This window comes from Microvirga tunisiensis (genome assembly GCF_009296175.1).
GTDB lineage: Bacteria > Pseudomonadota > Alphaproteobacteria > Rhizobiales > Beijerinckiaceae > Microvirga > Microvirga tunisiensis.
In genome coordinates, this window is sequence record NZ_VOSK01000133.1 from 1 (window position 1) to 17563 (window position 17563).

The 17563-nt window shown below is 61.9% G+C and carries 21 protein-coding genes; 6 read left to right on the forward strand and 15 right to left on the reverse strand.

All coding sequences use genetic code 11. The annotated features are described in order from the left end of the window. Positions 1-235: 235 nt before the first annotated feature. The 7 genes from FS320_RS24600 to FS320_RS24630 all read right to left on the reverse strand — a co-directional run bounded on the left by FS320_RS24600 (position 236) and on the right by FS320_RS24630 (position 7863). On the reverse strand, positions 236-973 hold the full coding sequence (locus tag FS320_RS24600) for a hypothetical protein (RefSeq protein ID WP_152714550.1): 738 nt from the start codon (positions 971-973) through the stop codon (positions 236-238). Positions 974-1029: 56 nt separating this feature from the next. After that, the gene (locus tag FS320_RS24605) at positions 1030-3090 is read right to left on the reverse strand and encodes an AAA family ATPase (RefSeq protein ID WP_152714551.1); all 2061 of its coding nucleotides are present in this window, start codon (positions 3088-3090) and stop codon (positions 1030-1032) included. Positions 3091-3113: 23 nt separating this feature from the next. Next, positions 3114-3755 carry a hypothetical protein gene (locus tag FS320_RS24610; protein WP_152714552.1) on the reverse strand — a complete coding sequence of 214 codons (642 nt, stop codon included), beginning with the start codon at positions 3753-3755 and terminating at the stop codon, positions 3114-3116. Between the two features lie 80 nt (positions 3756-3835). Beyond that, the gene (locus tag FS320_RS24615) at positions 3836-4774 is read right to left on the reverse strand and encodes a hypothetical protein (RefSeq protein WP_152714553.1); all 939 of its coding nucleotides are present in this window, start codon (positions 4772-4774) and stop codon (positions 3836-3838) included. An 80-nt stretch (positions 4775-4854) separates the two neighbouring features. Continuing rightward, the gene (locus FS320_RS24620) at positions 4855-5109 is read right to left on the reverse strand and encodes a hypothetical protein (RefSeq protein WP_152714554.1); all 255 of its coding nucleotides are present in this window, start codon (positions 5107-5109) and stop codon (positions 4855-4857) included. A 946-nt stretch (positions 5110-6055) separates the two neighbouring features. Then, complete coding sequence (locus tag FS320_RS48240) at positions 6056-6664, reverse strand: hypothetical protein (RefSeq protein ID WP_244627339.1); 609 nt, start codon at positions 6662-6664, stop codon at positions 6056-6058. 842 nt (positions 6665-7506) lie between these two features. Beyond that, entirely contained in the window at positions 7507-7863 is a 357-nt protein-coding gene (locus FS320_RS24630) for a hypothetical protein (protein WP_152714555.1), read from the reverse strand. Between FS320_RS24630 and FS320_RS24635 the strand changes: the two genes are divergently transcribed. From FS320_RS24635 to FS320_RS24645, 3 genes are all read left to right on the forward strand, one after another. Next, positions 7862-8155, forward strand: a complete 294-nt coding sequence (locus tag FS320_RS24635; RefSeq protein ID WP_152714556.1) for a hypothetical protein — start codon at positions 7862-7864, stop codon at positions 8153-8155. The genes FS320_RS24630 and FS320_RS24635 overlap by 2 nt on opposite strands. Positions 8156-8483: 328 nt before the next feature. Continuing rightward, the gene (locus tag FS320_RS24640; RefSeq protein ID WP_152714557.1) at positions 8484-8846 is read left to right on the forward strand and encodes a hypothetical protein; all 363 of its coding nucleotides are present in this window, start codon (positions 8484-8486) and stop codon (positions 8844-8846) included. After that, on the forward strand, positions 8846-9139 hold the full coding sequence (locus tag FS320_RS24645; protein WP_192926331.1) for a hypothetical protein: 294 nt from the start codon (positions 8846-8848) through the stop codon (positions 9137-9139). Before FS320_RS24640 ends, FS320_RS24645 begins: the two co-directional genes overlap by 1 nt. An 82-nt stretch (positions 9140-9221) precedes the next feature. Here FS320_RS24645 and FS320_RS24650 read toward each other — a convergent pair whose 3' ends face one another. After that, the gene (locus FS320_RS24650; protein WP_244627340.1) at positions 9222-10643 is read right to left on the reverse strand and encodes a Fic family protein; all 1422 of its coding nucleotides are present in this window, start codon (positions 10641-10643) and stop codon (positions 9222-9224) included. 731 nt (positions 10644-11374) lie between these two features. Between FS320_RS24650 and FS320_RS24655 the strand changes: the two genes are divergently transcribed. Then, entirely contained in the window at positions 11375-11689 is a 315-nt protein-coding gene (locus FS320_RS24655; RefSeq protein ID WP_152714559.1) for a metallophosphoesterase family protein, read from the forward strand. On the opposite strand, the gene FS320_RS24660 is transcribed toward FS320_RS24655, so the two are convergent. The 3 genes from FS320_RS24660 to FS320_RS24670 form a co-directional block, all read right to left on the reverse strand. Continuing rightward, positions 11626-12204, reverse strand: a complete 579-nt coding sequence (locus FS320_RS24660) for a Uma2 family endonuclease (RefSeq protein WP_162003214.1) — start codon at positions 12202-12204, stop codon at positions 11626-11628. The genes FS320_RS24655 and FS320_RS24660 overlap by 64 nt on opposite strands. After that, positions 12201-12488 carry a DUF433 domain-containing protein gene (locus FS320_RS50865; RefSeq protein ID WP_152714561.1) on the reverse strand — a complete coding sequence of 96 codons (288 nt, stop codon included), beginning with the start codon at positions 12486-12488 and terminating at the stop codon, positions 12201-12203. The genes FS320_RS24660 and FS320_RS50865 overlap by 4 nt, the downstream gene beginning before the upstream one ends. A 176-nt stretch (positions 12489-12664) precedes the next feature. Beyond that, a complete protein-coding gene (locus tag FS320_RS24670; RefSeq protein ID WP_152714562.1) occupies positions 12665-13141 on the reverse strand; it encodes an antitoxin Xre/MbcA/ParS toxin-binding domain-containing protein in 477 nt (158 codons plus the stop codon). 118 nt (positions 13142-13259) lie between these two features. Between FS320_RS24670 and FS320_RS24675 the strand changes: the two genes are divergently transcribed. Further along, positions 13260-13637 carry a hypothetical protein gene (locus FS320_RS24675; RefSeq protein WP_152714563.1) on the forward strand — a complete coding sequence of 126 codons (378 nt, stop codon included), beginning with the start codon at positions 13260-13262 and terminating at the stop codon, positions 13635-13637. A 69-nt stretch (positions 13638-13706) separates the two neighbouring features. Continuing rightward, positions 13707-14663, forward strand: coding sequence for a tyrosine recombinase (locus FS320_RS24680; RefSeq protein ID WP_152714564.1), 957 nt, complete (start codon positions 13707-13709; stop codon positions 14661-14663). Between the two features lie 76 nt (positions 14664-14739). Here FS320_RS24680 and FS320_RS24685 read toward each other — a convergent pair whose 3' ends face one another. From FS320_RS24685 to FS320_RS24700, 4 genes are all read right to left on the reverse strand, one after another. Beyond that, positions 14740-15174, reverse strand: coding sequence for a PACE efflux transporter (locus FS320_RS24685; protein ID WP_152714565.1), 435 nt, complete (start codon positions 15172-15174; stop codon positions 14740-14742). Positions 15175-15592: 418 nt separating this feature from the next. Next, positions 15593-15811, reverse strand: a complete 219-nt coding sequence (locus FS320_RS48245; protein WP_244627341.1) for a hypothetical protein — start codon at positions 15809-15811, stop codon at positions 15593-15595. 68 nt (positions 15812-15879) lie between these two features. Beyond that, positions 15880-16281, reverse strand: a complete 402-nt coding sequence (locus FS320_RS48250; protein WP_244627342.1) for a hypothetical protein — start codon at positions 16279-16281, stop codon at positions 15880-15882. Positions 16282-16915: 634 nt separating this feature from the next. Then, complete coding sequence (locus tag FS320_RS24700; RefSeq protein ID WP_152714566.1) at positions 16916-17107, reverse strand: hypothetical protein; 192 nt, start codon at positions 17105-17107, stop codon at positions 16916-16918. Between the last annotated feature and the right edge of the window lie 456 nt (positions 17108-17563).

The following is a 17563-nucleotide window of genomic DNA, read 5'->3' on the forward strand; positions in this document are numbered from 1 at the left end:
CTTCTTCCTGAAAATCAAGCACTTCAGACGCATCGCCACGCGCTACGAACAGACCCCACGGGCGTTTATGTCAATCCTTTGCCTCGTCAGCGCGTTCATCTGGACCAAATGAATGTCAACGCGCTCTAGGGCTATGGACAGAGGCTGTGGCGAAAGGGGAAGAACCCTGAAATCTTGATCAGTACGATGATGTAGGCTGCTGACATGGATCTCGCGCCAGTTCGTCCTGCCTTGATCACCGCATCTCGTGGTTTCGAGGAGCTTCCTGCTCGCAATGAGGAACTCGGTTCTGGATTGATCCGGAGCAGCCTTGCAGGCAAGCCCGTAATGCCGTGGTGATCTCCAGAGCCATGGGCTTATCGCCCATCGCAACAGCAATCCGGCACCAGAGCGCATAGCCGCTCCTGGTCAGAGCCAGGGTATCGGCAGCCTGACAGGCGTCCCACGCCGCAACGATGGCGCATGCCCGAGCCAGTGCGGCGGGAGCAAGGGGTTGGCCGAGTGCTGCCGTGCCAGGCAGAGCAGGGTTGCTGGCAAGGCGCAGCGCCATGCGGAGCCGGTCGATTTCGGCGGCACTGTAACGGCGACTGCGCCTCGGCCCATCTTCCTCCCCCAGCGGCAGGCCGAGAGCCGCATCCTGCGGCTGGACTGCAAGTGCCCAGGGCTTGATCGGGCGGAGCGCTTCGTACTCGAACTCCGCTTCCTTCAGCATGGTGGTGATCGCGCGCTGCGGGTCGCGCAGAGGCTGCCAGTGGCCGGAGACCGTCACCAGGATCCGGTCGCTGTCTTCCGAGACGCCCGGCCAGACGAGTTCCATTCCTGCCGGTGAGCGGCGCCAGCCGATCTCCGGTGCACCGAAAAGCGAGAGCTCGGACAGCTCGTCACGCCAAATCGCTGTGGTGGTGCGCAGATGCAAGCCGAGGCTTGGCCAGAAGTGTTCGCGGCGGGCAGGGAAGGGGAGGAGAGTTGTCATCGGGAGTTCCTCGACAGTGTTGAAATTGGAAGGAGATGCGGCAGCGAGAGTGGGCATCAGCCGGGCAGGGTGATCTCCCCGAGGCTGCCATCGAACGGATCAGCGCAGCCCGTCCCAGTCGTGCTGGCGGGAATGTCATCGATCCTGGCCATGGAGGGCGGGTATGCCTCCATCAGAGCTTGCACTTGGGTACCCGACAGTACCCGGTGAACGATGAGTGCCTCGGCCACGGCCAGCACCGCCGCCCGGTGCGCTGTCACAAGCGTGATTGCACGGTTCATCAACCGCTGTAGATCGGCCTCAATGCATCTGGCGAAGCCACTATCTACACGCAGGAGGGCACTGGCATCATCGACGCCGCCCCGATGCAGCAGCCTGTCACCCAAGCCATAGCTGGCATGCAGGGCAGAGAGCTCGCGTGTGGCGAGCGCAAGATCGCCCACTGCTCCGGCGCTAGCCCCGGCGCCTAGTACGAGATCAGCGGCGCGGCCAGCCAATCCGATCACGACATTGTTTTCAATCACGGCGCGGGTCGGGATGAAACCGGGATGCTCCATGCGCGTCATCCCACCGCTTGCGCCTGACAGCTGCAGCGAGACGCCTTGGAGCGTGCGGCCGAGGGCTACTGCCGCGACGGCATGGCCCGCCTCGTGAATGGCACAGGCTTTTAACTCGGCGGGGCTGCGTGGATCCGACGGGCTGGCCTCGGCGATAAGATCGTCGAGCGTGAGGGCGCGGCCCGTAAGGCGAGCGCGTCGGCGGGCGCTGTTCACCACCTGCACAACATCAGCGCCGACCCGCCCCAGCAACAGCTGCGCCACCAGGGAGAGATCTGCCTCAGCGAGGTCACCCTTGAGGTGTGCCCGCAGGATGTTGGTCAAGCCCTCAACATCCGGTGGAGCGATCTCGATCAGCCGGTCGAACCGGCCCGGGCGGCGCAGGGCGGGATCGACCCTGTCGAGAAAGTTGGTTGCGGCAATCAGCACCACATCGGGACAGGCCTGACGCAAGGCGTCGATGCCGAGCAGCATGCCCGTGATAACCGGTGCCCAGAAATCTCCGTTGGACGATCCGCTCAGGCTCGCACGGCTCGGCAGTGCATCGAGCTCGTCGATGAAGCCCACGCACGGGCGCATGGTGCGGAGGTCCGCAAAGAACCGCTTCTGCTCCTTGACCACGGCCCCGAGATGGCCGTCCGAGGCGCTGAACCAGCTGGCAACGCTCGTTGTCACTAACTGTAAACCGGCGGCCTTAGCCAGCGCTTGTGCAAGGGTTGTTTTACCGGTCCCCGGCAGGCCAGCGAGGATCGCACTCTCCAGTGCCGACCCTGCGGCGCGGCCGGCACGCCTGTCCTCGACCTCGCGGACGATGTGCTCGGCCCAGGTGCGTGCCTCACCATACCCGGTGAGCGTCTCCAGGGGTGGAGCATCCTCGGCGAATGTCACGCCGGTGCGCGCTCCGGCAGCCCGCGCCAAACGCGCTGCGATGGCTTGCCGGGTCGAGCCCAGCCGGAAGGCGGCGTAGTAGTCCATCCAGTCGAGGCCGGCGAGATCGCGCGCCGACAGCGCCACGGACCGGCCCTTGCGGCTGAAGGCACGAATAGCCTGCTCGACCAGAGCAGCATCAGGCGCAGGCACGATGACAGTGGCGTCCGCTGCAGCCAGCAGGACCTTTGACAACTCACGCGCAGGATCGGCCGCGACCCCGGCAACCGTTACGCCTTTGGCCAGTGCCTTAGCGGCCTCTTCGGCGCGCTGGAGCTGCTCCTCGGGCCGATGAAGTCGCTCTGACGGGCTGATGACCCACAGCCCCTGAAAGGCCAAGTCCTTGGGTGCCTCGGAGAGCGGCGCGACCCAAGCGGGTGAGGGCGCCGCCACGACCAGCGCGAGGCTGCTGTCGCCGTGCTTGAGCCGGCGTAGGAGATCGAGCCCGAGCGCCTGCCGCAGCAGCGGCTTGGCCAGCAGCTCCCGCAGGGAGAGCCGCTGCCGGGACCTTGCCTGAGCCAGGAGGCTCTCGTGACCCGAGGGCGCAGGCAGATCAGGGCTGCCGTCCTGATCCTCTGGCTCGACGACAAAGTCATCGACGGTGCTGGTGCTGGAAAGAGTACGAATGCTCATGATGATGGTCTCCGGCCAGAGGATCAGCGCCAGGCAGCGAGGCTGACCTCGCTCTGGAGATCGATCGGGCGGTCGAGAGCAATCGTCAGCACGCGCTCGGCCACCAGCCGCAGCACGGCTCCAGCCGGATCGGCGCTGCCGGTCAGCGCCTCAGCGCAGACCTCGAGTGAGGCGCTGCCGCCGACCTCAGCGAGATGAGAGAGGAGGATGAGGCGCTCACGCGGCGTGACACGCACGCCATCGCAAGCAGAGATCAAGAGGGCGTTGGTCAGCCGCGGCTCGGCCCGGATCACACTTTCGGGCACCAGCACGAGACGGCGGCCGCTGAACTCGACCGCCCACTTCAGATCGAGGATGCGGGCACGCAGGACCGGATCGCGCCAGCAGGCGCTCGGTACTGCGACGAGGCTGACGCTACGTCCACTGGTGAGCCGGACCGAGCGGAGGACAAGACCAACCTGCGCCAGACCGAGGGTGCGCGCGAACTTCTCACACTGCAGATCGTCCGAGACGGAACGGACGCTGGGCGCAACGCCCAACACGGCATCGAAGGCATAGGACAGGGGAGCCTCACGCCCGAGCTGAGCGATGGCGGGAGCAAGCTCGGGGCTCTGAACGGTGCTCGCGGCGATGGAGGGAAGCATGGAAACAGTCGGGATGTACATGAGAATTGCTTTCTTGATGACCGGCACAAAGGGCACGGCGGTTGGATGGATCAGGGGGAGGGGAGGACTGCTCCGGCGAACTACTTGCGCGGGGTCAGGCCCTTTGAGGCCAGGCCCTTCAGGTGGCGCGTGATCGGATCGGGTTGCCTGCGGCCTCGAGTTCTAGGTGCACCGACCGGATACCAGTGCTGGGGCGACAGGCTCGAGCCGGTCACGAACAGCATCGCCGCCGTCGCCGATTCGACCTCATACGGCACCTCCAGCCGGTAGATTCCAGGATCGTCCGTCCGGCGCAGGGCGCCGGATTGGAGCAGCGCTTCACGGACTTCAGTGGGGGTGCGAGAGACGGAACCAACCACGCAAGCCCGGACGGTCGAGCCCGCCATCACAAACCACTTGCCGCCCTTGCGTCGCACCACCGCCTCGACTCCGACCGCAGAGGTGCCGTAGAGCTGCGACCCGGCATCGGTGTCGTCCGCCAGCGCCGCGTCCGGCGGAGCAAGCGCTTTCTCCACATCGAGGTAGTCGATGCCCAGGGCCCGCAGGGCATGCTCGGCATCCCGCGCCAGCGCCTCAACAGCATAGCGCTCAGCCGGTCGCAACGCTGCGCCATGAGGCCGGCTTCGGTTGGCTAGCACGGCACGACCGGAGGCCTCGATTGCATCGTGGAGAACCTGTTCGAAGTACTTCCCCTCACATTCCGTCAGAAGGTTCTCACGTGCCTTGATGACGATAATGCGTTGGACTTCACTCTCTGGGGCGCCGAGCTGGTACTCGGTGCCGCGGCGAGCGATGTTTCCGCTGAAGCCTGTATAGACGAGTGGCTGGTGGCCGATGAGCTCGTGCCAGGTTTCGAGAATGTAGACGAGAGCCGTCTTCTCGGATTGGCTATCCAGAAAGGCCCGAACGGACGTCTTATCGCTGACGTAAGCATCGACCTGAAAGGCTGTAGGCCTGACGGACAGAATGCCATCCGCGGAAGAAGTGACCTGAACGGAGAAACGGGGCTTATAAGGCATGAGTCCTCACTCGCGCTGCGTCTTGCAGCGGCGTTGGAATGGATGGGATGAGATGGTTGGGCCGGAGACGGCCAGTTGGATCAGTCGCGGATGCGCCACACCTGGGTGCAGGCGTCGAGCGGGGCACTGCGGTCGATGGCGAGCAGGCCTGCCTCGACCAGAGCGAGAATGACTGCGACCGGCCGAGGCGTGTCGGACAGGCAGGCCGCGATCTCGCGGATGTCGGCGGTGCCGCCGGCCTCCTCGATCGCGCTCAGGATCCGGACCTGATGGTCCGGTGCGACAGCAGGGATGGAATCAGCAAAGGATGCTGAGGTGTGATGATGGAACGTCATTGGAATGACCTTTCAGGCAGCCTCCTCCCGTCCGCTGACAGGACCGCAAGTGGCCAGCCGCAGCTGGAGCGGAAAGCGGGATCGCAGAGAGGAGAAGGCTGGATTGAGACGAGGGGCTCAGGCGCGGCCGCGCGGAGCGTGGCGGGTCAGGCGAAGCCGAAGAAGGGCTGTGACGCCAACGTACCGGGCAGGGGGCGCCGATGCAGGGCAATGTGCCGCTGCCGGGCGCGTCTCAATCATGTAAAAGGGGTATTCCGGCGCACGCGAAGGTGCGCTATTGCAGATGTCAGCCATAGCTGGTCTCCGTACAAGGTTAGCTGTGGTAGGTCACTGTCGGTGTTGGAAGCGCCGGCAGTGGCCGTCTTTCGCGGGCTGTCTTCGAGAGACAGCTCGACGACCCGAGGTATAACACGGAAATCGTTAGCGGTAGGTTAACGCGAACTCACTTTTTTGATGCACGTAGGCGGCGATCCGCCTGCCTTGCCTTGCTAAGAAATCTGACTTTGAACAACTGAGCCTGGTGTCCGATCAGCATCCTCGCTCTGCCCAGCTGGCGTCAGCCACGGACATACCTGTGCCGGAATATCCCGGATACGCAATCCGTCTGAAACAAACGGACCTCGAGTGGATGGCCATGATCACGGCTCCTCGGGAGAGGCCGTGCATTGCCCTTGGTGCCGATCGAAAGACTGTGTTGGCGAAGGCCCATCAGTGGATCCCGGCCCACGCCGCCAACAAGGACAGTCCATGACAGACGGTCTGATCCAACTGGCTCATGGCAGCGATGATCCATGGATCGATACGGAGATTGTTGCCGGTATCGAACTCCGATTATTCTGCCATGCAGCAGGCGAGAGGCCGCACCCAGCCTGAGCGGCCGAACTGACTCTTGATCTGGATCGAACCGATCGGGTGCTCAATGACTGCTACATGGCAAACGGTTCTGTTATTCAGACGTCAGGCGCAAGGTCCTTTCCCCGGCGGTAATCGTTGCTCGATCAAAGGTGAGATCACCCAGCCGCCATGACTGAAGAACCACAACGACATCGCCGATGGATTTGGGCTTCACGCCGCCATCCAAGACACGAGTGATGGACAGAGCCTTCTTCTTCCAATCAATCTGGATGCGATCCTCAGGGCCGAAGCCCGCTCTGTCCCATAGCTCCCGGGGCAGCCGGATGGTGGTGTAGAACCGGTCCGGGCGCTTGGCATCAGGAATCGATTTCACCACCACCTGAGCAGAGACAGCTTCACGCGCCGGACCGTCGGTCTTTGCTAAGCGCCGGATCCGCTTCGACGGCGCATCAGGTGCCTGAACAGGTTCCAGTTCTGGGCTGACGTCCTGCTGTTGCTCGTTGTGAATCTCACCGGCTGAAACGGATTGTTGGGCAAGCGATACGGCCAATGGTGGGGAGAGCGTCTGAACAGCGGTCACAACCTCTCTGACGCTGCCGGAAATTCCCTCAGCCGATTGGATCATGAGAGGTGCCAGTCGTGCAATCGCCTCGATCTGCTGGCCTCCAAGCGCCACCAGCTTGCTCACCTGCTCGGCCATGAGCTCCATGGTGGAGCGGAGGCTTTTCAGATCCGCAGCCATCCCGGTTAGGGCCTGCTCGATCTCAGGTGACAGGGCAGGGGACGTCACTGACTCTGACATAGCGCCGGGAGCAGGTGGGCGCTGTGGTTGCGCCTCCTTGGGCCGAAAGACCTCCGCTGCCAAGGCTTCAGGCTTGCCCAGATGCCGTGCCAGGATGTCGGCTGTGTCCCGGTGGCGCGCGTTCATCGGAGCAGCCTCGCGATCCGGCTGCCGTGCATTCCTTGCAGCACCGAGGGGGGGCGTTTCTGCGCCCCGCTGTCGTTCGGTATTCCGCGGTCTCGCCAAACAGGCCGGGCACAGGTCATACGAGCGATCCCGCCCCAAGAGCCAACCCCGCTCCTTGAAGTAGCCCCTGATCACGTCATCCTTGACGGACTGATTGGACTCATAGCTCTCCGTCTTCGGGCACGTGGAGCAGCGGGTGGTAAAACGGTACTTGGAGGGAACGCCACCACTCCGGGTAATGTGTTGCTCGAACTGACGCATGGTACTAGGCACTTACCTTTTCCTGAAATGATCGAGGACAGCTTTCCTGAGGGAACGAAGCGTACCGAAGGGCAGCGATGCTGCCCGTCATCATGAAAGCGGTGGAAATGAATGAGCGTGCTCTAATCCAACTTCCATCAAGTTCCAAGCCCGTTCCTTCTGTGCAGACGACTCGCAAAAGGGTTGGGTACCAGTAGCAAGAGCAGGAACGGACCGATAGATGGTAGACCAGCTACCGGTCTACCCTGCAGGCTTGAGCAGATCGAGCGGGACGAGCCATATCTTGCCAATCCCGCTCAACGGATGCGGCGGCCTCACTCGTTGCCTGAGGAGGTGCGCTTCCGGGAGGATCGGCCCTTCCTCGCTCCGCGACGATTGCCCTCGTTTCCGTCACTCTCACCATCGGATGCACCAATCCCGCCGAGCATCACGCCCGTCGCCGCATCCGTCACCATCTCAGTGGCGGCCTGGGCCACACCGAGGGCTCCGGTCACCGCTTCAGTCGCTGGATTGGTGATGGGATCACTCGTGTGCATGCCCTGATCCAGGGCCTCTCCAAAGCGGCGTGCGCTAGCACCACTTTGGTCGCGCTGATTGTGGCTGTCGAGAACGGCCGCGACAGCCCGCAGGGCCTCAGCGATGATCTCGCGTCCCTCACGGGTGGTGATCATGGTCTCGATGGAGGTCAGCCAGTTCTGCCCACCCGCGCTTCGAGAGCGACGTGAAACCGTGCTGCGGCCTGTCGCTGGAGCCGCACTCGACTTCCTTGCGGCGGAGGCCGTGTTCGCTCTGGCGGCGGAACGCGCCTTGGCCGGCAGTTTCATCGACTTGGTTGCTGTCCTGGAACTGCCCATCGCCTTGGGCTGCGCCCGTTTGGGCGCAGCTGACGTCTTTGCCGTATTCCGGGATCGGGTCGAGGACTGTCCTGTGGACTTCCGGCCGGTCCGAGAGGGTGTGTTCTGATCCTTCTTGCTTGCAGCCATGGCGAGTCGCTCCTCGTGCTCGTGCCGTTACCAGGAGGCAGCGGTGTTCCGTGCCTCGACCCTACAATGATCACGGCAGAGATAAGTTTTGCCGGGCTGCGAAAGTAAGTCTCGAGAGCGCCGAAGCACCTGGCTTCTTGGTTCTGACCGGGACACCTCAGAGCCTGTCCACGTGGTTCGCGTGCTTCTGCTCAGAGAGTCGTTGGATGCCCGATGCTCGGGATCGGTAACAGCCCGTTAACCATACTCCCACATCCTCTCCGGGTGCTCTGAGGCGGTCACAGAGCCCTTTCCCATAAGGCAAACCCATGACGTTCAAGATCCTCACGGACGCAGTCGATGAGAGTCTCGCAGTGATTGCACCCGTCCTCGGCAGGATTGAGCAGGACGGCCAGACGGGTGACCTGCGCGACCTTGCCGCTCACCTCGTCCGCGCCCTGCGCCTGTTTGATCGGAACCCTGGCATCGAGGCTGCGGCCGACGACCTGTATGCGGCCGCTGCGGCACTGGTCGGGGAGAACACGAGGCTCCCCCAACCAACCGCACGAGGGCGGCGTCTCCTCAAGGATGCCCATATGCGCTTTCGTGGCCGGCTTGAGGCGGCCGCCGATCGTGTCGGACCTTACGATTACCTGGTTGTTCCGGATTTCCCGCTTCGCCAAGCGGCTTGATGAGAGAGGCCGCGCCTCATGGGACGACGACGATAGAAGGGAAGTACTTCAACAAGATCGTGCAGGAGCTGAGGACGCACAAGAGGGGCCAGACCATCGAGCAGGTTCTGGGCTGGCTCACCACTTTGCACGGCTATCTTTCTTCGCCGACCGGCGGCGGTGTCCGGCATGGTGCCGATCTCAAGAGCGGCATCTCGATCGACGCTGACGAGGGGCGCCTCTACTGCAATCTGATCCGCAGTTACGTGACTTTTCTGATAGCCGAACACGACCGCATGAGCCGTGCCCAGTGAGGTACGGTGACCGTCGCAATACGAGGGCGAGCGCGCTCGGGACGCCCGCCACTTCGCAACGCCGCGTTGCGAACGGTAACGGTCAGCCCGCCTGTTCGGCCGACCACCTCACGCGCTCGGCAAGGAACGCCGCGAACGGCCCGACATTCATTTCGACGCTCGCTGTTTCAAGGTGTGCGAGATACCGGGTCCGGTCCTCCACGCGCACGACCGTCCATGGATAGCCGCCAGAAGCCAGCATCGCGTTCATGAGGAAGCGGGCCATGCGGCCGTTTCCGTCGGGATAGGGATGCACGTAGCCGACGAGCCAGTGGCCGAGCACCGCGCGCACGGCGGGCTCCGTCTCCTTCTCCAGCAGTTCGAAGAGCGCGTTCATGCCGTCAGCGACGGTTTCGGAGCGCGGCGGCACATGCCATGAGCCGCGCAAATAGACCGGGTGGCTGCGATAGCCAGCCAGCGCGCTGGCCCTCAGGATGCCGGCGGCGATGGAAGGCCCGAAGAGTTCACGATACCAGTCGCGGTGCTGGTTGTGCACGAGCGCGCCGGCGGGCGCGCCGCTCAAGATGGCGCTGACGGATTTCTTCACGCTTTGGAACGCCTGCCAGTAGCCGCGCGCGGCGAGCGCGTCGCGGTTCTGCCGGTCCTGCTCGTCGGCTTGCGGATTCCAGTCGCCCTGTCGGACACGGTCGATCAGTTCGGGCGTCACGCTGTAGCCCTCGATCGACAGCGAGTGGTAGGCGTCGCTCTGGTAGATATCGTCGACGAACTTCATGTAGCGATCCTTGTCGTCCGGCAGCCCCGGGGCCTGTGGGAACGCATCAAGGACGAGCTGGCGCTGGCTCTCCCATATGGCGTTTAGACGGGCGATGATCGGTGGGACCCCCGTCGCGACGGCTCGGACGTGCTGCTCCTGCGAGAACGGATCGCTTTCGCGCACGTCATAGCCAGCGCTTTTCATCGTTTTGACTATGTCATCGGCAAAGCCGTCGCGGCCGATGCGGCGGAACGCGCCGGCAAGACGGCCCGCCACGGCGGAATGGCCGCCGTCGAGCAGCCGCCCGAGAACGCCCGAGACGTCGCGCACCGCGCCGAGCACCACCTGCGCTTCGACGGGCGAGCGCTGGAAGAACGGCTCGGACACCCGCAGGAGCGCGGCATCGATGTTGTAGAGGCGCAGGCTGTTTTTTTCGGTAAGGTCGTCTGCCGGCGGCATCTCCTTGACCTTGAGGTCGTAGAGCGATGTGCCGAACAGCATGTCCAGCTTGTTGTTGGTGCCTTTGGGGCTGTTGACGATCACCTGCGCAGGGATGGGCGTCGCCTCGGCATGGAGCAGCAGCGACTGCTCCGGTGACAGATGCCACGCCGTACCGAACCGGTCGCCGCAATAGCGCGCGCAGAACTCCCAGAACGAGGCGTACCAGGGCGTGGTGTCGCCTTCCTGCGCCTGAGGTCCGGTCGACATGAGCCAGCCCTTGATAACCTCACGCAGAAACCCCTGCCGCATGAGGCGCTCCCGGTGGACGCGGCTGATCTCGCTGGATTTGAATATGCGCCGCCCGCCGTCCTGAAGCCCTTTCAGAGCGCTGAGAGAATCGGCAAGTTTTTCATTCGGTGTAGCCATGGGGAGGTTTCAAGTTTTTTATGATGATGGGTCTCAAGTATATAATGTCGTACGGTGACAAGTCAATTATGCTGTATGGTTGCAAGTATTTGACGCCGTATGATCGCACGTTTTTGTCGTCGTGCGTTTTCACGTTTTTTATGTTATATATATGATATTACTAGTATAATGTTGAAAATTTGCGATCCATGCCAGCCGCTCCAAGCGGACAGAAACTGCGAATTCATTCCCACTCCCATACGACTGCGGGATTCGCTATGCTCAGCGGAGCACATCGCTGCCTTTGCACATGTGATGCGGGATAACATCCGCCCAATGCGACCGCTGTCATGAGTAAGCATGGCTTAAATAAGCCAGCAATGATGGGCCGGGGGAGGTGAGCACCGTCAGATACTATGCCTTCAGGCTGCTGAGTCTGGCATCTATAGTTGTGCAAGAGGTGTTCGCATAATAAGGCTTTTGACAAGAAGTCTGTCAATGGGCTGAACGGGTGCTCCTTGTGCTACGGGAACTCAGCATGAGCCCAGAACGGATCTTTGACCAGGATCGCGTTGATCTCTGGTCTTCACATCGAGGAGTGCAAGGATCCATCCCCGCTTGGGATGCCGGCCGAAATGTTTAAGGTCTATGGCAGTCTCTCGCTTCCCCGTGAGGTCGACGCCGATGTTCTGGTCATGGCCGGCGACACACACCCTGATCCTGAGATCCGGCGCCAGGTGATCGTAAAGATCGAGGATGAACTCGGCATCCGTGCCACCCACGTCCATGGAAACCACGGCTACTATGGTGGCTCATTCCCGAACGATCTGGGCAAGCTGATTACGATCGGAAGGATTCAGGTCGTGGTTGCCACACTCTGGACCAGTTATGGCTTGGGCTTGCTTTCCGGTTCCTCCACCACATGCAATTGCGGCTCCAGAGTTTCGTAGATGTCCCACAGTCGTATGGACGAGTTGATTTCGGGAAGATCGACGGACTGCTCGAGGTCATCGTATTTCTCGATGGTCCAGAGGCCATGCACGTCGCGTTGATAGACTTTCACCGAGGTGACATCCGGCTCCACGAGCATGATGACCTGGATGTCGTCATGGGCCTGATACTCATCGATCTTATCCGTCAGGTCTATGGCCAAGGTACCGGGTGAGGACACCTCCACGACAACCGTGGGCCGTGCCGCTTCCTTCCCCGACGGATCAGGCGGGCCGCAATCGACGACGACATCCGGGTATCGGACGCCGAATTGGCCGGTTCTGACCGCTGTATCGCTCGATGTTGTGCGGCAACCCTTCGTTTTGGCTGACGGGGCCAGTGCTACCACGATATTGGTAGTAGCCACGCTGTGGCTCTGCCTGGCCCCCGCCATCATGCGAACTGGCATGCCATCTACGAGTTCATGCGGCTCGGACTGCCTCTCGATCCAATCGAAAAACTCGTCGGCCGTCATCCCTTCCTCCGCAGTATCCGCCCCGACTTTACCAACGTTGCTCCCGACCATGGAGGAAGCTTATGACGGATCTGCCGCGGCAATGAATTGGCCCCTGCGTAAGCGATAGCCAGATCCAGATGGTGCTCCTCGATGGTGGGATAGGCCGCCAGAATTCTATCCCGCGGGATGCCTGCCGTAACGGATGCCGCCAAGTCATAAACTCGGACCCGTGTGCCCTTGATAACCGGCATGCCGCCCAGGATCTTGGGATCGCTCACAACCGGTTCTTCCGTCATTTCCATGCAAGCCTTGTTGGTCCGCAGGCGCCCGGCTCCAGGGTATTGTAATCGGCCTCTGCGCTTCAGATAAACCGCAAAGCCCGCGCCCTCGTCGGCGGGCCGGATTTCTCAGCAGAAAGCCTCTCAGCTGCACTCACATAAGATTTCCGGCTTCGTTCCCATAAGCACTTTGGCGACGCTCACGCATACACTCCGTGCTCAATCCGTCCAAGCTGCGTGAGGACACGCTCGGCCTTACCTTGGAGCACGAGATCCAAAGGTGTCGTCTGCAGGACCTGGTTATACTCAAGGAGCCACAGCAGGCCCTCATCACCATAAACCTCCCGTGCCCGTCCGATGACCGTAGCGATCTCCGGCCCGGATCCTTTCAGGGACCTGAGCTGCTCGATTTGCTCCTCAAGACGGGCAATCGCCTGGTCAATGCAGTCGTCGGCGTTTGCCGTCGTATAGGGCTTGAAGTCTCGATCAGGTTCAATGGGCGGCATGTGGTCTTCTCCGCGAAGGAACTTCAGGAGCACGAACTGGCCAGCCTCAGTTGCCATGAGCTCGTCCGGCGAACGCCCGCCGAACCACTGGTGCGGCGTCCTCAGGAAACCCTCAGGGTCATGGTACAGATCAGCAATGAGGGCGCGGATCTCGTCGTCCATCTGTGTCATGGACGAGAATCTAGCATTACGGCTGATTGCAGCCAATTCTGTCGGAGGTCGCGATTGTAATCGGGCTAACTTGAAACATAATCCCAATCATGGGTACGGGGTTCTCTGTCGAGCGGTCATGATCTCCACTGAGTCTCATCAGGCCATCATGGCGGCGATCGAACGCCACTGGACGATCCATGCACTCCGGCGGTTCCGCGAGCGCTACAATCTCGACGATTATGATCCCACCTCCTTGATCGACCTCGTCGATCGGATCGAGCTCAAGTACCGGGCTGCTTTTGTGAGTCCGTATTGGGGCCCCTACCCTAGAGTCATGGTCATCGCCAAGCTGACACGCCGCAATCTCTCAGCATCCACGAACGTAAGGATCGTCTACCAGCGACGAGAGCAGATGATTGTGACCGTGCTCCCGCTGAGGCTGGACCCACCGCCCCAACAGGCTCAAGACGCTGAGGGTGTAATGCAAGTCGTGCATTCAGCCTGCGGGGAATAGGCGGCCGGAGAGTTTTGACAAGAAGTCCGTAACCGGTGCTGTGCGATATTCCTCCTGCAGGAGGAACTCATGCGGACCAATCGACGGCTGGCCCAGCTCTGGCTCGATGCCCTGGCCACCGAACTCGGGGCCTCGGCGGGCACCATTGCCACCTACACCGATGATCTGAACTGCTACCTCACCTGGCTCGATGAGAACAGCCTCAGCCTGGATGAGGTCGGCCTGGAGCAGATCCGGGACTACATCGCTGGTCTCGATGGGCGCGGCTACGCGGGCTCGACCATCGCCCGCAGGATCACCGTGGCGCGCGGCTTGCACAAGTTCCTGATCGCCGAGGAACTCGGCTCGCGCGATCCCACCTCCCATCTGGCGGCCATGAAGCGGTCGCGCAAGCTGCCCTTCGTCCTCTCCATTGCCGAGACCGAAGCACTCCTGGAGACCGCTCACCGGCTGGCGGCCGACCCCTCGGTAGGGCTGTACCGGCAGGCCGGCTATGCCCGACGGGCTGCCCTGTTCGAGACCCTCTATGCCTCCGGCATGCGCATCAGCGAAGCATTGTCCCTACCCTCCGATGCCGCCCCAGCGGGCACCCGCATGCTGCTGGTGCGCGGCAAGGGTGACAAGCAGCGCCTGGTGCCGCTGCACGAGCGGGCGATCGAGGCGCTTGCCCTCTGGCAGCGGCTGGCGGGTGCCTATTCCGGTGGAGCGCCCTCCCCCTGGCTGTTCCACGCGGTGCGCAACGGCACCAAGGCCCTGACGCGCCAGGCGGCTCTGCTGGAGATCAAGGAGGCAGCAGTGGCCGCAGGGTTGGCGAGTCCCGAGCGGGTCTCACCGCACGTGCTGCGCCATGCCTTTGCCACCCATATGCATTCCGGCGGCACCGACCTGCGTGTGCTGCAGGAGCTGCTGGGACACGCCGGCATCGACACCACCCAGATCTACACCCATCTGGATACCTCCCGCCTCCACCACATGGCCCGCGACCTTCATCCACTCAATGAGGAGGAGCATACGACAGCCGCCTGAACCGCTGGAGCGGGGGATTTCACGTGCTAGCGACAGACCATCAGGCCGCAGATACCGCCGCTCCTGTGCATAGCGGTCATGCGGCTTCCAGCTTTTGCCATTCTGGCAACGGGAGCAGGCGGTCGTAGGCCCAATTGAAGACAAATGCACAGCCCATGTAGAAAAGGGCAAAGGACACATCCATCAGGAGAGCCTGCCAGAGACTAATCCCGAGATGCCAGGCGAAGAGCGGCAGCAGGACGAACCGGAGCCCGGCCTCAAACATGACTGCATGCAGCACACGGATCGGGGTAGTCTTCCTGGTGCTGCCCCGCATCTGCTGCATGATGTGGTCGAAGCTAAAATTATAGATGTAGTTCCACCGTGTCGCGACAGTCGCGCCAACGATCCCCATCACACCGATGTCGTGCATGGGCATGTGAAACGCCCAGGCACCGAGTGGTGTGATGAGCGCCAAGCCGATGATTTCAAAGCTGATTGCGTGACGAATGCGGTCGCGTGCGGTTCGCATGTATTCCCTCAGCGGGTCAAAGCTCGGGTTGTCCCGAACGATCGGCCCAGCGTCTGGGGGAGGTCGTCCTTTCTTGTGCGTCCATATAGGTCGACAGCCGCGCACTCGGCAAGAGCCTGAGATGTGCAATGAGGGTCGACTATGGTGAGATCAAAGGTCCATATAGCCCTTCGGACGCTGGGCTGTGGCCCACGTCTCTAAAGCCTCAGTCGCTTCGGCCTCACTGGGAAACATCTCGACCTTCTCCTGGCCCTTGGCGCCAACGAAGCCCAGTTTCGGACCAGCCGGATCGTGCCGAACAGATCACGCTCAATCATCAGGCCGAAGAAGCGTGCCCTGCGCTGCTCCGCGTCACGCCGATAGAGCACCAGATGGTGCCGAATGGGCGAACGGGCGTCCGGCATCCTGGGAACGGCTCTTACTCAGGTTGGGCCTTCTGCAGGGTCTTCTCCATCTCGCGCATCATAGCCGCCTCGATCTCATCGAGGTTGACCTTAACGGTTTCGCCGCTGGTCTGAGCCTTGGCTCGGGTCACCGGCACCTGCTTGAACTTGGGTCGGGTGATGCTCTTATGCGCCTGGGCGGGGAAGCGGCCTTCCAGTGTGTCGATCAGGCTGTTGAGCGCCACATCGGACAATGGGATCTCTGGAGTCTCAGCAAGCCCCCTGAGAGCAATGGACTGATGGGTATAGCGGGGCTCGGCCGTTACCTCAGGTCCGAACCACTCAAGTGAACGAAAGCCCCTCGCCTCCCCTTCAGAGGCGAATTCCACGGTGACGAAGTGCAGGTACGGGGGCAGATGATCTCGTCGACCAGGGCGTGACCCACGCCGATCGGCAGGGGTGTCCGGGTGTAGTCGACCTCGCCGGCGCAGACCTCGAGCAGCGCGTGAGCGTGGGCGGAAGGGATTTCAGTCTGGTCCTCGATCTCCCCGTCAGGGCCGACCGTCTTGAGGATCAGCAGGCCTCTGTCTTCTTCGAAGCTAACCCAGGAGGAGCGATCCCGCTGTTCGGGGAAGAAGCCTTCGACATGGCGCAGGCCGCCCCTCTCGCGTCGGATCAGGCGGGCGAAGGACGGGGTGAGCAGAAAGCGGCGGCGAACGGTCATGAAACCCAAGCAATGTAAGGGATCGAGAAGCTCTTTATTCGTATATGGCAGAGAGAGGGGACGGCAACCCTGAACCCCGCACTATGGTTTCCACTCAGCCGCCGACTTTAACCCGAGACTCGTGCCCGCTGATCTGCCGCTGGGGTCGAATAAGCTCGATTTCAGAGAAACAGTCGATCAGCGTAGGCTTACCGAGCTCCGCCTCTCACGCGTGGCCCGAGAGTGATAGGTGCTCGACCTGCTATAGCCTGAGCGGAAGATGCAACGACGTTTTGGTAATCCACGGGGGAACATACCTCGAGTACAGGCTCGCCACCAATGAGAGCAAGGTGCTTACAAGTGACAACGCCCTGACAGAGTTAGCCGTGCGGAGCTCACTGTCAGGGCGCTTCTGTGATGCCGGTTGCAACACCACGACGCCACAATGCCCCATGAACGCTGGAAGTTCAACCGACGCTGTGCACAAGTACGAAGCGCCCCGGTGGGAGGCTGAGCACCAGACCTCCCACCAGGGCGTGTGCGATGTGTTCCGGCATCGCACGTCCCATGTAGATGCGCGCACGACATGCCGATGTGTGGTGACGCACGATACCAGTTCCAAACGCGATCATTCGACCGCATCGCAGCCGGACTGCTAGTCGCTCCGGCTGCGATCGACACCGATGTCGCGCAGGATGTGTGGGCTCATCTCTCGTCGCAGGGCCTCGACAAACTCAAACGCCAAGACAGGACGCTTATGATCGTTCGCCGGCTTGCGCGGAACGCGAATGAACTCAAAGCGGAATGCGAGCCCTACCAAGGGCAGAGGGAATACGGTCGGTTTCATCGGAGCCACCAGCAGCAAGAGTTGTGACGAGGAGAGCGGCGCGTTCGTACGTGCAAAGTCGCATGGACATGTAACGCCTCCTCTGGCTGTGGCTGTGAACCGTGCGGAAGATCCGCGGGGCAGCTTTAATACCAGAATTTCGCTGCCGAGACTAGCTCCGTCACCTCATTTATTACTCCTGGCCATCCCGATTACTTCTGAACGAGTGTTTGGTAGGGAGGAACCGTGCGCGCGAGGCACCTCCACGAGGGATGGTCCTAACGGCAGCCTGGCATATGCTTGCGCTGGACCAATCCCTTGATGAGTATCTTAATGATCTTCACTAAAGACCTGCAACGGAGAGACCTGCGTGCCGGAAGAAGCTGGTGATGAGCTCAGGCCGTTGCTGCAGGCGGCCGAACTCGCGGCGGGCCAGGCGGTGCAAGTCGGCGACTGATCCGGGCAACGCGCTTTCCA

Excerpts from the sequence above, each read along its gene's own strand:
- FS320_RS24600 (WP_152714550.1), bottom strand. The coding sequence starts at position 973 with ATGACAACTCTCCTCCCCTTCCCTGCCCGCCGCGAACACTTCTGGCCA.
- FS320_RS24605 (WP_152714551.1), bottom strand. The coding sequence starts at position 3,090 with ATGAGCATTCGTACTCTTTCCAGCACCAGCACCGTCGATGACTTTGTC.
- FS320_RS24610 (WP_152714552.1), bottom strand. The coding sequence starts at position 3,755 with ATGTACATCCCGACTGTTTCCATGCTTCCCTCCATCGCCGCGAGCACC.
- FS320_RS24615 (WP_152714553.1), bottom strand. The coding sequence starts at position 4,774 with ATGCCTTATAAGCCCCGTTTCTCCGTTCAGGTCACTTCTTCCGCGGAT.
- FS320_RS24620 (WP_152714554.1), bottom strand. The coding sequence starts at position 5,109 with ATGACGTTCCATCATCACACCTCAGCATCCTTTGCTGATTCCATCCCT.
- FS320_RS48240 (WP_244627339.1), bottom strand. The coding sequence starts at position 6,664 with ATGGCCGAGCAGGTGAGCAAGCTGGTGGCGCTTGGAGGCCAGCAGATC.
- FS320_RS24635 (WP_152714556.1), top strand. The coding sequence starts at position 7,862 with ATGGTCTCGATGGAGGTCAGCCAGTTCTGCCCACCCGCGCTTCGAGAG.
- FS320_RS24630 (WP_152714555.1), bottom strand. The coding sequence starts at position 7,863 with ATGATCACCACCCGTGAGGGACGCGAGATCATCGCTGAGGCCCTGCGG.
- FS320_RS24640 (WP_152714557.1), top strand. The coding sequence starts at position 8,484 with ATGACGTTCAAGATCCTCACGGACGCAGTCGATGAGAGTCTCGCAGTG.
- FS320_RS24645 (WP_192926331.1), top strand. The coding sequence starts at position 8,846 with ATGAGAGAGGCCGCGCCTCATGGGACGACGACGATAGAAGGGAAGTAC.
- FS320_RS24650 (WP_244627340.1), bottom strand. The coding sequence starts at position 10,643 with ATGCGGCAGGGGTTTCTGCGTGAGGTTATCAAGGGCTGGCTCATGTCG.
- FS320_RS24655 (WP_152714559.1), top strand. The coding sequence starts at position 11,375 with ATGTTTAAGGTCTATGGCAGTCTCTCGCTTCCCCGTGAGGTCGACGCC.
- FS320_RS24660 (WP_162003214.1), bottom strand. The coding sequence starts at position 12,204 with ATGACGGCCGACGAGTTTTTCGATTGGATCGAGAGGCAGTCCGAGCCG.
- FS320_RS50865 (WP_152714561.1), bottom strand. The coding sequence starts at position 12,488 with ATGGAAATGACGGAAGAACCGGTTGTGAGCGATCCCAAGATCCTGGGC.
- FS320_RS24670 (WP_152714562.1), bottom strand. The coding sequence starts at position 13,141 with ATGACACAGATGGACGACGAGATCCGCGCCCTCATTGCTGATCTGTAC.
- FS320_RS24675 (WP_152714563.1), top strand. The coding sequence starts at position 13,260 with ATGATCTCCACTGAGTCTCATCAGGCCATCATGGCGGCGATCGAACGC.
- FS320_RS24680 (WP_152714564.1), top strand. The coding sequence starts at position 13,707 with ATGCGGACCAATCGACGGCTGGCCCAGCTCTGGCTCGATGCCCTGGCC.
- FS320_RS24685 (WP_152714565.1), bottom strand. The coding sequence starts at position 15,174 with ATGCGAACCGCACGCGACCGCATTCGTCACGCAATCAGCTTTGAAATC.
- FS320_RS48250 (WP_244627342.1), bottom strand. The coding sequence starts at position 16,281 with ATGACCGTTCGCCGCCGCTTTCTGCTCACCCCGTCCTTCGCCCGCCTG.
- FS320_RS24700 (WP_152714566.1), bottom strand. The coding sequence starts at position 17,107 with ATGAAACCGACCGTATTCCCTCTGCCCTTGGTAGGGCTCGCATTCCGC.